Source organism: Acidovorax facilis (genome assembly GCF_050626955.1).
GTDB lineage: Bacteria > Pseudomonadota > Gammaproteobacteria > Burkholderiales > Burkholderiaceae_C > Acidovorax > Acidovorax facilis.
Genome location: NZ_CP192460.1, coordinates 4,360,354 through 4,373,844, shown reverse-complemented (window position 1 = coordinate 4,373,844; position 13,491 = coordinate 4,360,354). Strand labels below are relative to the sequence as shown.

13 protein-coding genes are annotated in these 13,491 nt (G+C 65.6%); 6 read left to right on the top strand and 7 right to left on the bottom strand.

Annotated elements, in window-relative coordinates; translation table 11 throughout:
• Positions 1-9: 9 nt before the first annotated feature.
• The 3 genes from ACQ4MJ_RS20050 to ACQ4MJ_RS20040 are packed head-to-tail and all read left to right on the top strand — an operon-like array spanning position 10 to position 5,461.
• A complete protein-coding gene (locus ACQ4MJ_RS20050) occupies positions 10-1,185 on the top strand; it encodes an ABC transporter substrate-binding protein (protein WP_176887866.1) in 1,176 nt (391 codons plus the stop codon).
• A gap of 17 nt (positions 1,186-1,202) precedes the next feature.
• Positions 1,203-1,709: a (2Fe-2S)-binding protein gene (locus ACQ4MJ_RS20045; RefSeq protein ID WP_431151517.1), complete on the top strand. Its 507-nt coding sequence runs from the start codon at positions 1,203-1,205 to the stop codon at positions 1,707-1,709.
• Positions 1,706-5,461: a molybdopterin cofactor-binding domain-containing protein gene (locus ACQ4MJ_RS20040; RefSeq protein WP_431151518.1), complete on the top strand. Its 3,756-nt coding sequence runs from the start codon at positions 1,706-1,708 to the stop codon at positions 5,459-5,461. Before ACQ4MJ_RS20045 ends, ACQ4MJ_RS20040 begins: the two co-directional genes overlap by 4 nt.
• 509 nt (positions 5,462-5,970) lie before the next feature.
• On the opposite strand, the gene ACQ4MJ_RS20035 is transcribed toward ACQ4MJ_RS20040, so the two are convergent.
• The gene (locus ACQ4MJ_RS20035) at positions 5,971-6,513 is read right to left on the bottom strand and encodes an EVE domain-containing protein (RefSeq protein WP_431151519.1); all 543 of its coding nucleotides are present in this window, start codon (positions 6,511-6,513) and stop codon (positions 5,971-5,973) included.
• 102 nt (positions 6,514-6,615) lie between these two features.
• Positions 6,616-7,236, bottom strand: a complete 621-nt coding sequence (locus ACQ4MJ_RS20030; RefSeq protein ID WP_431151520.1) for a LysE family translocator — start codon at positions 7,234-7,236, stop codon at positions 6,616-6,618.
• A gap of 101 nt (positions 7,237-7,337) precedes the next feature.
• Between ACQ4MJ_RS20030 and ACQ4MJ_RS20025 the strand changes: the two genes are divergently transcribed.
• A complete protein-coding gene (locus ACQ4MJ_RS20025; RefSeq protein WP_431151521.1) occupies positions 7,338-7,787 on the top strand; it encodes an Lrp/AsnC family transcriptional regulator in 450 nt (149 codons plus the stop codon).
• Between the two features lie 8 nt (positions 7,788-7,795).
• On the opposite strand, the gene ACQ4MJ_RS20020 is transcribed toward ACQ4MJ_RS20025, so the two are convergent.
• The 3 genes from ACQ4MJ_RS20020 to ACQ4MJ_RS20010 form a co-directional block, all read right to left on the bottom strand.
• Positions 7,796-8,224: a VOC family protein gene (locus ACQ4MJ_RS20020; RefSeq protein ID WP_121507896.1), complete on the bottom strand. Its 429-nt coding sequence runs from the start codon at positions 8,222-8,224 to the stop codon at positions 7,796-7,798.
• A 15-nt stretch (positions 8,225-8,239) separates the two neighbouring features.
• The gene (locus tag ACQ4MJ_RS20015) at positions 8,240-8,617 is read right to left on the bottom strand and encodes a VOC family protein (RefSeq protein WP_431151522.1); all 378 of its coding nucleotides are present in this window, start codon (positions 8,615-8,617) and stop codon (positions 8,240-8,242) included.
• 94 nt (positions 8,618-8,711) lie between these two features.
• Positions 8,712-9,605, bottom strand: coding sequence for a helix-turn-helix domain-containing protein (locus ACQ4MJ_RS20010; protein ID WP_431151523.1), 894 nt, complete (start codon positions 9,603-9,605; stop codon positions 8,712-8,714).
• A 214-nt stretch (positions 9,606-9,819) separates the two neighbouring features.
• Here ACQ4MJ_RS20010 and pobA point away from each other — a divergent pair, with 214 nt between their 5' ends.
• On the top strand, positions 9,820-10,992 hold the full coding sequence (gene pobA, locus ACQ4MJ_RS20005) for a 4-hydroxybenzoate 3-monooxygenase (protein ID WP_431151524.1): 1,173 nt from the start codon (positions 9,820-9,822) through the stop codon (positions 10,990-10,992).
• A gap of 415 nt (positions 10,993-11,407) precedes the next feature.
• A complete protein-coding gene (locus ACQ4MJ_RS20000; protein WP_431151525.1) occupies positions 11,408-11,560 on the top strand; it encodes a hypothetical protein in 153 nt (50 codons plus the stop codon).
• A 171-nt stretch (positions 11,561-11,731) separates the two neighbouring features.
• Here the strand turns inward: ACQ4MJ_RS20000 and ACQ4MJ_RS19995 are convergent, their stop codons facing one another.
• On the bottom strand, positions 11,732-12,232 hold the full coding sequence (locus ACQ4MJ_RS19995; RefSeq protein WP_431151526.1) for a DUF4411 family protein: 501 nt from the start codon (positions 12,230-12,232) through the stop codon (positions 11,732-11,734).
• Positions 12,229-13,371, bottom strand: coding sequence for a helix-turn-helix domain-containing protein (locus tag ACQ4MJ_RS19990; protein ID WP_431151527.1), 1,143 nt, complete (start codon positions 13,369-13,371; stop codon positions 12,229-12,231). The genes ACQ4MJ_RS19995 and ACQ4MJ_RS19990 overlap by 4 nt, the downstream gene beginning before the upstream one ends.
• Positions 13,372-13,491 lie beyond the last annotated feature (120 nt).

Sequence of the window (13,491 nt, the reverse complement as noted above, 5' to 3'; positions counted from 1 at the left end):
GAGCACTACATGAAGTGTCGAGGAGTGGAGGATGGATGCATCGACCGCCGGACTGCCATGGCGGGGCTGGTGGCAACAGCGGGATGGGCCTGGGCGGGGCCGGCCGCTGCCGAGACCGGAGTGACGGACACCCGCATCAAGGTGGGGCAGTCGGCCGTGTTCACCGGCCCTGCCAAGGATTTTGGGGTGGACTACAAGGCGGGCATCGCGCTCTACTTCGACAAGGTCAATAAAACGGGTGGCGTGTTGGGGCGCACGCTGGAGCTCGTCTCCCATGACGACGCCTACGACCCCAAGAAGACCGCAGAAAACACCACGCGCCTCATCGACGAAGACAAGGTGTTTGCTCTCATCGGCTATGTCGCCACGGGCAACCTGATTGCTGCCATGCCCATTGCCGAGAAGGCCGGTGTGCCCATGTTTGCCCCGCTGGTCGGCACCACATCGTTTCGCACCAACCACAACCGCTACCTGTTCCACGTGCGTGCCAGCTACGAGGCCGAACTTCGCAAGATCGTGGGGCACCTGGCCACGCTGGGCATCCACAACATTGCGGTCATCTACCAGAACAGCGCATTTGGCAAATCCAACCTCGACACCTGCCTGCAGATTGCACAGGGGCTCAAGGTCAAGGTGGTGGAGTCCGTGCCCATGGAGATCGCCGCCACCGACGCCAAGGCCCAGGTGGCCTCGCTCACCAAGGCGCAGCCTGGTGCGGTGGTGATGATCATGGCGGGCAAGATGGTGGAGGTGTTCCTGCGCGACTACCGTGCGGGGGGCGGCGCCTCGCCGCTGTACACGATATCGGTGGGAATCACCGATGCGCCGGGTTCCGCGCAACGCTTGAACGGCGGCATCGAAGGGCTGGTCACGGCCAGCATCGTGCCCTCGCCGCAGGCCAGCCGCCTGCCCATCGTGGCGGACTACCGCAAGGACCGCGTTGACGCGGGCGAGAAGATCGACAGCTACACCATGCTGGAGGGCTACATTGCCGCCCGCGTGTTTGTGGAGGGTCTCAAGCGCGCGGGCAAAGCGCTCACGCGCGAAGGCTTCATCAAGGCCATGGAAGACATGGGCACCACCAAGATCGGTGACTTTCCGCTGCAGTACGGCCCGGGCAACCACAATGGCTCCAACTTTGTGGATCTGGAGATGTACACGCGCACCGGCAGTCTGCGGCGCTGAGGGCACCCCAAAGAGACATGCACGCGCCCGCTTCGCTTCACACCATGGTCGTCAACGGCCAGCCTTGTGCCTTGCCAGCAAGTACCTCCACCCATGCCACGCTGCTGCACGTGCTGCGCAATGACCTGTCGCTCAACGGCCCCAAATACGGCTGTGGCCTGGGGCAGTGCGGGGCGTGCACGGTGCTGGTGGACGGCATTGCCGCGCGGGCCTGCGTGATCCCGGCGCAGGGCGTGGCAGGCCGCGAGGTGACCACGCTGGAGGGCCTGCCTGGGCGCTGCCGCAGCAGCGCAGGACTTCACCCTGTACAGCAGGCCTTTGTCGATGAACAGGCCGCGCAGTGCGGCTACTGCCTCAACGGCATGGTGATGATGGCCGTTGCCTTGCTGGAGCGCAATCCAGACCCCGACGAAGCCACCGTGCGCCGCGAGCTGTCGGGCAACCTGTGCCGCTGCGGCACACATGTCGAAATCATTCGCGCCGTGCTGCGCGCGGCCCAGTTGATGCGCGAGGCCCAGGCATGAGCGCCCCACCTGACAACGCCGCACCCCTGCGCGCCCACAGCCCGCTGACCCGCGCCGACTTCCATGCCGCCCAGGGCGTGCTGCTGGTGGTGCGCAACCCGCCGCCCGCGCCACCGCCCGTCAAGGGCCAGCCCGCGCTCGTGGTGGGCAACCCGGCCGAGGGCGTGGAGATACTGATCGCCGTGTGGGACGACGGCAGCGTGACCGCACTCAACGGCCATGTGGACCTGGGCACCGGCATCCGCACCGCCCTCGCGCAGATCGTGGCCGAAGAACTGGACATGCCGCTGGCGCAGGTGAACATGGTGCTGGGCGACACCACCCGCGCGCCCAACCAGGGCGCCACCATCGCCAGTGCCTCCATCCAGATCCACGCCAAGCCCCTGCGCACTGCTGCCGCGCAGGCGCGCCACTGGCTGGTGGCGCAGGCCGCAGAGCGGCTGGGCGTGCCGGTGGATCAATTGCAGGTGCGCGCGGGGATCGTGCAGGTCACTGCAGACCCGTCGCGCCAACTGGCCTACGGCGCGCTGCTGGCGGGCGCGCACACCACGCTGGAGCTGGTGGATGCCACGCCCACCAAGACCGCCGCCGATTACACCGTGGTCGGCCAGTCCGTGCCGCGCGTGGACATCCCCGCCAAGGTCAGCGGCGAGCTGGTGTTTGTGCACGACATGCGTGTGCCCGGCATGCTGCACGGCCGTGTGGTGCGCCCGCCGTATGCGGGGGCCGACCATGGCGACTTCATCGGCAACACGCTCGAATCGGTAGACCAGCAGTCCATCGCCCACATCCCCGGCATCCGCGCCGTGGTGGTGATCCGCGACTTTGTGGGCATCGTCGCCGAGCGCGAGGAGCAGGCCGAGCAGGCCCTGCGCGAGCTGAAGGTGCGCTGGAACGACTGGCCAGGCTTCCCGCGCCAGGACAGCACCGAGGCGCTGGAGCAAGCCATCCGCGCCAACCCGTCCACCCAGCGCCGCCTGGTGGACGAGGGTGATGTGGATGCGGCCCTGGCCGCTCTGTCCTCTGAAGGCCAGCCCATGCCACGCACCTATGTGTGGCCCTACCAGATGCACGCGTCCATCGGCCCGTCCTGCGCAGTGGCCGAGTGGCGCAGCGACGGCAGCGCAGGCCGCCCGCGCATGACCGTGTGGGCGGGCACACAAAACCCCCACGTACTGCGCGCCGACCTGGCCCGCCTGATGGGCCTGGCCGATGTGGACATCGACCTCATCCGCATGGAGGCAGCCGGTTGCTATGGCCGCAACGGTGCCGACGATGTGGCCGCCGATGCCGCACTGCTCTCGCGCGCCGTGGGCGCCCCGGTGCGCGTGCAGCTCACGCGTGAGCAGGAGCATTTGTGGGAGCCCAAGGGCACGGCCCAGCTCATGCAGGTGCGCGGCGGGCTCAAGGCCGATGGCACCGTGGCGGCGTATGACTTCGAAACGTCCTACCCCTCCAACGGCGCGCCCACGCTGGCCCTGCTGCTCACGCGCACCATCGAGCCCGTCGCCCAGGCCTATGAAATGGGCGACCGCACCGCGCGCCCGCCCTACCAGTACGACAACCTGCGCGTGGCCGTCAACGACATGCCGCCCATCGTGCGCGCATCCTGGCTGCGAGGCGTGTCGGCGCTGCCCAACTCGTTTGCGCACGAATCCTATGTGGACGAACTGGCCACGGCGGCGGGTGTGGACCCGGTGCAGTTTCGCCTGCAGTTGCTGGGCGACCCGCGCGCCGCCGAGCTGGTGCAGGCCACGGCCGAAAAGGCGGGCTGGATTCGCCGCACCGGCCCGCAGCAGCGCCCCTTGGATGGGGATTGGGTGCAAGGCCAGGGCTTTGCCTATGCCCGCTACATCCACAGCAAATGGCCCGGCTTTGGTGCCGCCTGGGCCGCCTGGGTGGCCGATGTAGAGGTCAACAAAAAGACCGGCGAGGTGCATGTGCGCCGCGTGGTCGTGGGGCACGACGCGGGCCTGATGGTGAACCCCGCTGGTGTGGAGCAGCAGGTGCATGGCAACGTGCTGCAGACCACTAGCCGCGCGCTCAAGGAGCAGGTGACGTTCGAGCCCGTCAAGCAGGCCGTGGACAACCGCGAATGGGGCAGCTACCCCATCCTGAGCTTCCGCGAGGTGCCGGTCATCGAGGTCATGCACATGCCCCGGCAGGACGAGGCGCCGCTGGGCTCCGGCGAGTCGTCGTCAGTGCCGGGCACGGCGGCCATTGCCAATGCAATCTTTGATGCGACCGGCGTGCGCTTCCGTGCGCCGCCGTTCACACCCGAGGTGGTGCGCGCCGGGCTCAACCCCTTGCCCGGCGGCGCAGGCGAGGCGGCTGCAGGCAGCACCGCACCCACAGAGCAGGCCGAGGTTTTGCCCACGCTGGAGCTGCCCGCACCCACCGTGCCCGCCAGCGCCACATGGCCCACACAGCGCAGCCCCTGGGCCCGCGCGCTCGCTCTCGTCGCCGGTGGCATCGCCATGGGCGCAGCGCTGCTGGGCTGGCGCCCCTCCATCGCACCCGTGGTGCAGACGGCGGGCGCGTCGGTTTACAACGCCGCCACCATCGAGCGCGGCCGCCTGCTGGCTGCTGCGGGCGACTGCGTGGTGTGCCACACCGCCCCCGGTGGCATGCCGAACACGGGGGGCCGCGCCATGGACACCCCGTTCGGCAAGGTCTACACCACCAACCTCACGCCCGACGCCGAGACCGGCATCGGCCAGTGGTCCTTCAGCGCCTTCCAGCGCGCCATGCGCGAAGGCATCTCGCGCGACGGCAAACACCTGTACCCCGCGTTCCCCTACACGTCGTTCGCCAAGATGAGCGACGACGACCTGACCGCGCTGTATGCCTATCTGATGGCGCAGCCCGCCGTGCGGGCCGAGGTGCCCAAGACCGAGTTGGCCTTCCCGTTCAGCGTGCGCCCCCTCATGGCGGGCTGGAACGCGCTGTTCCACGACGCGACCCCATTCAAGCCCGACCCGACCCGCCCGCCCGAATGGAACCGGGGCGCCTACCTGGTACAGGGCGTGGGCCACTGCGGCGCCTGCCACACGCCGCGCAATGCGCTGGGGGCGGAGCGGGGCGGGGCTGCGTTCCTCTCGGGCACCATGATTGATGGCTGGGAGGCGCCTGCGCTCACGGGCCTGTCGAAGGCGCCCGTGCCGTGGACGGCCGATGCGCTGTATGGCTACCTGCGCCACGGCCACAGCCCGCAGCACGGCAGCGCCTCCGGCCCCATGGCGCCCGTGGTGCGCGAGCTGGCGTACCTGCCCGACGACGACATCCGCGCCATGGCGGGCTACCTGGCCTCGTTCACCGCTGCGGAAGCCGCTACCCATCCAGCCACACAGCCTGTGTCTGACCCGCAGCAGCGCGCCCACACCGCCGTGGCCCAGGCCGCCGCGCTGGCCCCGCAACCCGGCCAGGCCCAGCGCCTGTTCGATGGCGCCTGCGCGGCCTGCCACCACGACGGCGACGGCCCGCGCCTGCTGGGCGTGAACGTGCCCCTGGCGCTCAACAGCAACCTGCACAGCGACCGGCCCGACAACCTGCTGCAGGTCATCGTGCACGGCATCCGCGAGCCCGCCGCGCGGGACATCGGCTTCATGCCCGGCTTTGGCCACGCGCTCAGCGACGCGCAGATCACCGAGCTGGCGGGCTACATGCGCCAGCGCTACGCCCCCGGACGCCCGGCGTGGCGCGATGTGCCCGAGGCGCTGGCGCGTGTGCGGGCAGGGCCTGCGCATCCTTGATTTTTAGTGTTTTTGGCCGCTAGCGCTTGATGAATAAGCGCTGATAGCTATAAAAACAGGAGTGATTGAAGCTGAAGGTGGCCTGGCACTGCCGCGCCTGTGGGCCATCGATGGCCCCGTGGGACATGAACAGCGCCGCCATTTCCCCTCACATCGCCGCATTGCCCCCGTGCCACGTTGGCACAGTGGCATGGGGCCTGGTCCATGGTGGGGCAGGCCAGGGTGCTGGTGGGTCTGCGGGCCTGCAACATGCACCGTGATCCCTCGGCCCACCTGCTTGGTGGCCGAAGAAGACTTCCTCCAAGGAGAACACCATGCCCAATGCCGAAATGGAAATCCACGTGATCGTGCTGCGCATGATGCGCGAAGGCTATGCCGCACTGAGCGCGGCCCAACGAAGGGTTGTGGATGCGTTGATGGCCGTGTGTTGAGGGGCTGCGTCGGCAGCTGCCAGCCCGACGTCGCCCTTTCTGGAGGGCGGTCAGTGTTTGCCGTCCGTTGGCGTGCCGCTATGCCCAATGCAGCAAGGCAGTATCTGCCTCCATCGCTTGTGCAATGAGGCGCATGTCGTGGTCGCTCACGGCAAACAACCCAAAGCGGAACTTGCTGCCCCAGCGCTGGCGGTCGTCCACAAACTCCAGCGCGTCCAGCAGCGGCGCAATCGCCGTCTCACGCGCAGGCACATAGGCCACGTCCCGCCGCGACGGCACAAACCCACCGCCCATATCAAACGCATACGGCGCGCCCGGCAACACGATGCCAATCGAGACAAACGCTTGCAGCCGGTCCTTGCCACCCATCGTGATGGTGGGCGCGTAGTACGCCACGCGGTCGCCGGGCCGTATGCGCTGCAGCGGCGCCACCTTGCCATGGCACACCTGCATGTAGCCCACGCCAGGCGTGGCGCAGCCCCGGCGGGCGTGCTGGGCGCAGGCCACGGCGATCCAGTTGCGGCGCGTGGTGGCTGCAGAGGTCGCTGCCGACAGGGGCATGTCGCTGCGCGCAGGCTCGGCATCCGGCCAGAGAGGGTGTTGCAGCACGGCGTCGGTCATGAGAAAAGCTCCGGGTCATAGAAGCCACCGATGGTGCGGGCGTGCTGCTGACACCGCAGTGTCAGTACCTTTGCAGCATCTCAGTCAGCAGCGCAGAGGTACTTAGATCAGCTGCCCCCACTGCCACAACGCAAACCCGCCCAGCAGCAGGGCCGAGGCCCGGTTGATGCGCTGGCGCCAGGCCGGCGTGAAGCGCTGCCGTTGGTAGGCAATCGCGCCGGTCAGCAGCAGCCACCAGGCGGCAGACCCCACCAGCACGCCCGCCACCATCCACAGCGGCGATGGCAGGCTGGGCCGGCCGCCGCCCAGCGAGCCAAACACCGCAATGAACGACACGATGGTGGCCGGGTTGGCCAGCGTCAGCGCAAACGTGCCGGCCGCCAGGCCCAGCAGCCCCCGCGCATCGCGGGCCGGGGCTGCGGTGTGGGCCACCGGCGCGTGCCAGGTGCGCCAGGCCAGCACCAGCAGCAGTGCGCCACCGCCCAGCGCCAGCGGCGTCTTGGCCTGCGTCAGCCCATCGATGAGCCAGCGCACGCTGAAGGCGCCCACGGCGCCATACACCGCATCGGCCGCAGCGGCGCCCAGGCCGGTGGCCAGCCCGGCTGCCAGGCCCCGCTCCAGGGTGCGTTGCATGGTCAACAGGCCAATGGGGCCCACAGGGGCCGCGATGAGCACGCCGATGACGGCGGCTTGCAGAAACACGGTGATTGAGGTCAAGTCCATGCACCGATGCTAGGGCGATGGCTGGCGGTGGAGAATGCAGAAAATTCGGCGAATCCAGAAAATGGGTTCGTTTTTTTCTGTGCCAACCGATAAAGGCTTTTATGGAAGTCGATGACAAAGCCTGGCGCCTGATCAGCGCGCTACAGGCCGATGGCCGCGCCTCGCTCAAGGAACTTGCCGAGGCCGTGGGCCTGTCGGTGCCCGCCACGCTCGAGCGCCTGCGCCGCCTGCAAGAGGCGGGCGTGGTGCGCGGCGTGCATGCCGACATCGACCCCGCCAAAGTCGGCTACGGCGTGCGCGCCGTGGTGGGCATCAACGTGCCGCAGCCCGGCAAGAAGGCGCTGATCGACAAGCTGCGTCAGTCGCCCCAGGTGCTCGAATGCCACCACGTCAGCGGCTACGACTCGTATGTGATGCAGGTCGTGGCGCGCGACCTGCCCGATCTGGAGCGCTTTCTGGGCGACATCAATGGCTATGGCGAAACACGCACGTCCATCGTGTTCTCCACGCCCATCCCGCTGCGCGGCCTGGCCCGCCCGGAGGCGGGCTGACCCACCCTTCAGAACGTGATCTTCACCGACGCCGCACTGCGCTGCGCGTCACCATGGAACACGGCCTCGATGTTGTTGCCATCCGGGTCCAGCACAAAGGCGGCGTAGTAGCCCGGGTGGTAGGGGCGTTCGCCCGGTGCGCCGTTGTCGGTGCCGCCGTGGGCCAGTGCGGCCTGGTAGAAGGCATCCACCATTGCCCGGTCCTGCGCCTGAAAGGCCAGGTGCGTGCGGCCGGTGAGGTGGCCTTGCGCGGCAGGGCTGTCGGCGGACGACACAAACAGCTCGTCCGCCCAGAAATAGCCCTCGTCAGCGCCACCCATCGGCACCTTCAGCGCCCCCAGCGCGGCTGTGTAAAACGCCTGGCTGGCCGCCAGATCGCGCACGACGAGCTGAATGTGGTCAATCAGACGGCCTCGGTGCAGTTCCTGTGTTTCCATGCGGTTGTCCCTTCTTCAAGAAAGTGCGTGCAAACCCACGCGGTTGCCATCCAGGTCATGGATGTGCGCAAAGAACCCCATGCCCGGTGGCAATGCCTGGCGGGGCAGTGCTACCTGGCCGCCCTGGGCTACGGCGCGCTCCAGCGCGGCGTCGAGCGAGGGCGAAGCGTCCAGGTACACCAGTGTGCCGCTGCCCGATACCTGCGGTGCCGTCGGGCCCATCATCAACGCGCCGCCCACGCCGTCTGCTGCGCCGTCGTAGTGAAACACAGCACCTTCGCTGGGCCCCATGTTCTCGCGGCGCAGGGGCTGGCCCAGCACGGCTTCATAAAAAGTCTGGGCGCGGTCGAGTTGGGTGGTGGGGATTTCAAACCAGGCGATAGCGTTTTTCATGCAAAGGCTCCTTGTGTGTGCAAAGTCAAAAAAAGAAGCCTTGATGGTCGCGGCGGCCTGCTGACAGCGCAGTGTCAGCAGCGTGTCACCGGGCTCACATGCTGCGGCCCGGGCTCGATGCTGCAACCTGCGCGCGAAAGCTGCGCGGCGACAAGCCTGCATCGCGCGTGAAGGCGCGGGTGAAGTACGCCGGGTCGGCATAGCCCAGCGTGTAGGCAATGGTGGCCACGCCCAGGTGGGTGTAGGCCAGGTTGCGCCGCGCCTCGCGCATCAGGCGCGCCTCGATCAGCCGCTGGGCCGACACGCCCGTGGTGGCCCGCGCCACGCGGCTCATGTGCGTGGGCGACACGGCCAGCGCCCGCGCGTAGTCGGCCACCTGCCAGTGCTCCAGAAAATGCGCCTCGATCAGCGCCTCCAGCCGCTGCACCAGGCTGGACTCTGGTGCAGCGGTGTCGCTCGGGCTGTGGTCCTCAATGGCCCGCGCCACCCAGCCCAGCAGCGTGGCGCTCAGGCCCCGCAGCACCAGCGCACGCGCCTTGGCGCGGCCTGAAAACTCCTGCCAGATCTGCCCCATGGCCTGGCTGATGGGCGGGCTGGCGGTGACCACGGCGGGCCGCGCCAGGTCGCGCCGCACATCGCCCACGCGCACAAAAATCTCGTCCATCAATTCATCGGCCAGCGTGGCCACCCAGCCCTGCGTGTGCTGCGTGAACCGAAACGCGTGCACATGGCCCGGCGGCACGTTGATGAGCGCACCGGCGGCCAGCCTGTGCTGCTCGCCATCCAGATGCGCCACACCACCGCCCGATTCGATCAGCAGCACCTGGTGCAGCCGCGTGTGCCGGTGCGGCGCCAGCTCCCAGTCGTGCAGCACCGATCGCGCGGCAATCGTCTCGCAGTGCAGCACGTCGGGCAGGTGCTGCGACTCGCCGAACAGGCTGTACGACTGGATGCTGCTGTGGTTCTCGGCCATGTTCGAAAAGTGCATGTTCTGGCTCCATCCGTCCATTCAACGCGGCGACTGTGCCACGTATCTTTGGGGGGTCGTTTTGACCCATGTCATCAACCCAACAGAGCGGCTCACACAACTCAGCGAAGCGGCCCTGGCTAGGCGTCCTGCCGCAGACAGTACAAGTAGTACGGCAAGGCAGGACAACAACGCCAGGGGAGTTTTGTGAGCCGCTCGCCACAAAGGAGACACCATGAAAACCCAGGTTTGCATCATTGGCGGAGGCCCCTCGGGCCTCATGCTCTCGCAGCTCTTGCACCTCAAGGGCATCGACACCATCGTGCTGGAGCGCCAAAGCCGCGAATACGTGCTCGGCCGCATCCGCGCCGGCGTGCTGGAGCACGGCTTTGCCGCGCTCATGCGCGAGGCCCAGTGCGGCGAGCGCATGGACAAGGAAGGCGAGATCCACGACGGCTTCATCATTGCCCACGACGGCAAGATGGACCGGGTCGATTTGCACAAGTACAGCGGCGGCAGCTCGGTGGTGGTCTACGGCCAGACCGAGCTGACGCGCGACCTCTACGAAGCGCGCGACCGCATGAAGGGCATCGTCATCCACAACGCCGAAGACGTGCAGCCGCACGACCTCAAAAGCGCCAACCCGTACGTCACCTACCGCAGTGGCGACGAAGTGGTGCGCATCGACTGCGACTTCGTCATTGGCGCCGACGGCTTTCACGGCGTGAGCCGCAAGTCCATCCCGCGCGACGTGCTCAAGGAATACGAGAAGGTGTATCCGTTTGGCTGGCTGGGCGTGCTCTCGCGCACCAAGCCCGTCTCGCCCGAGCTGATCTACGCTAAACATGAGCGCGGCTTTGCGCTGTGCTCGCTGCGCTCGCAGGTGCTGAGCCGCTACTACATCCAGGTGCCGCTGACCGACACGGTGGAAGACTGGTCCGACGAAGCCTTCTGGGCCGAACTGAAACGCCGCCTGCCCGCCGAGGTGGCCGCACAGCTCACCACGGGCCCCTCCATCGAAAAGTCCATCGCCCCCCTGCGCTCCTTCGTGGCCGAGCCGATGCGCTACGGCAACCTGTTCCTGGCCGGCGACGCGGCCCACATCGTGCCGCCCACCGGCGCACGGGGCCTGAACAGCGCGGCATCCGACATCTACTACCTGTACCACGCCATGGTCGCGCACTACAAGAATGGCGACAGCACCGGCCTGGACAAATACTCCGAGAAGGCCCTGGCCCGCGTATGGAAGGCCCAGCGCTTCTCATGGTGGATGACGACCATGCTGCACACCTTCCCCGAGTCGCTGACCTACGACCAGAAGCTGCAGGACACGGACTTGGCGTACCTGTTCTCGTCGGAAAAGGCGCTGGGCTCGCTGGCAGAGAACTACGTGGGGTTGCCGTTCTGAGCATCCGGCAATAGCACTGCCGCTCAATCAAAGGCTTGCATGGGGTTCCCTTATGCAAGCCTTTTTTGTGTGCGCGCGGTCGGCGTTGCGTGCAACCGGCGATCCGCCTGCTCACTCTCGGCGCGCACCATGGCCCGCGCATAGTGGTCACACACAGCCCCAATCACAAAGCCGCTTTCCAGGCAGTTGCCTTGCACAGCGACCTCCATCTGCTACGCAAAATTTAGGCAGAACTGATGCTTACGCCCACACAGCAGGCCCGATAGCATCGCACCAAGTTTTCAGATCATTTGCCCAACGGTGTCGAGGTGCGATTCGACGATGGCTTGAACACGATGAAGCTGCTGACGCAGCGTTTTGAGGCAGAGTGCTTCACGGTAGTGACTGCCCATCAACAGCCAGGAAAATCTCAAAAATGGATTGGGTCCCGATAGTCTTCATTGTGTTCAAGGTGGCCGTGTTTGGCACCGGCATGTTCTTTGCCATCAAGTGGCATTACGACCAAGGGAAGATGGCGAAGAACGAAGCCAGCAAATCGCATGAACGCACACCGGGCGAGTCGGGGTAGGCGGCTGTCTCCCCGGGAAAAGAAAGGCTTGCATGGGACCAACCTTTGCAAGCCTTTCGCGCCCTGTTCGACACTCCATCCGTCGTGACGTTTCGTCGCGTGGGCATCCTCAAGAGGTATGTGTAGATAGGGACCAAAACGGACAGGCGGTTGTAAGGCGCCTAACCTGCTTCAGTCGGCCAAGACGAAGCGCGCGTCAGTTCGACTGAGCAGTTCAAACGTGTCGATACACGTCACGCCAAAAGGCTCGCAGACGTTAGGGATGCTGTATTTGCGGCGCAGTTGAGGGTTGAACTGCTCATGCGTTACCACGATAGCGCCGGGAATAGTCATCGCCTTTGCGAGAAGCCAAGGGTCTGCGCCACCGAGAAATTCCTCCATCGCACCTGTTTTCATCATCACGGCTTGTGAGGCAACATATGCAGCGACATGGGCGAAGGCCTGCTGTGTCGCTTCATCTGAAACAGGTAGGAACAGCCCGTTTTGGTTCTTTGCCCACTCCGCGAGCTCGTCGTTCCCGCGCCTGAGTTCAGCACCAACTGGCTCAATACTGACCACGACTCCAGCGTGATGGCTGCGTTGCACCCAGCTCCAGTAAGCTGGGCAAGTGGTCATGCGGTAATAGCGATTCTTCGCTTCGATCAGCGTATTGGTGTCAAGTAGATAGGTCATGCGCCAAGCTGTCCTGCGAAGTCACGGATCTTCGATGGTTGAACACCCAAAAGCCTGCCGGCATCGCGAAGGAGTAAGCGGCCGCTGAACGCTTCTGCAATAACTGCTCGGGCGAAGCGAGCGCTGTTCTTAGCCCCAGCATTTCGATAGAAACTACCGCCGCCGCCCTCTTCGGTGCGGAAAGCGTCAAGCTCTGCTCGGTAAAAGGCAGAGTAAGTTGCCTGACTGACGAGGCCTAGGTCCAAAGCCCGGCGAATAACTACAAATCGGCTCACATGGAAGCTGTGCGTAAGCTCGGCCACGCGTACGGCAAGGTCTTGAGCACCAACAGCCCACAGCTTGGCGAAGATGTCCGTCGGGGCCAAGAATTCACCTGCAATAGCGTTGCTGGCGATCTCCTCGCGGCGTGTACCGCCGGGCGCAACGTTGGAAATTCCGCTACTGCCGAGCCAGATATGGGCGAGTTCGTGCAAAAGCGTAAAGAGTCTGGCGGAAGGTGCATCGGCAGAGTTAATGAAGACGACAGGGGCCAGCGGGTGGCAGATCGCAAAGCCTCGGAACTCACCTACGTCGAGCTTCCGACGGGTGTTATTTCCGACGATGCCACTACGCATCACCAGTACCCCAGCGCGTTCAGCAGCTTCGATCAACTCCCGGTAGTACGTTTCCCAACTGCGTTGCCCTTGCTCGACATCGACTTTGAGCACGGTGCGAATGTCTTGCGCTACCTTTACTACGTTGGCACTCGTGTTGAAACGGCCCACGAAGGGCAAAGGCTGCGCACCTTGATCTTGAAGGTACTCGACGAACCAAGCCTGCCGCTGCATTGCGTGCTGGACAGTTTCCGTGAGGTCGACACTGGGTTTGCCGGCTGGGGCTCCGCCAACGGTACGAAGGTCAGGCAACACAGGCTCCTCGGCAGGGGCCTCGTTCAAGAAGAAATAACCGAACGGCGCATGCAGCGCATTTGCGACTTGCTGGGCTTGTCGGAAGGTCGGTTGAGAGTCACCTTCTTCCCAGCGTTGGAACTGCTCCGGTTTAACGCCAACCGCTATCGCTGCCTCGCTCACATCGAGACCGACACGACCACGTGCCCAGCGAAGCATTGCTGGGTTAATAAGAGCGTGAGGGTGGGCCATAGACCTATTCTAAGAAAACAACCTGTCTATCAGTTGCCTACCGAATGACCGCAACGAGTCGTGTATTGATACCAGCAACTTAGGCAGATTGTCACTGGTAAGAACGCTGGCTGCAGAAGG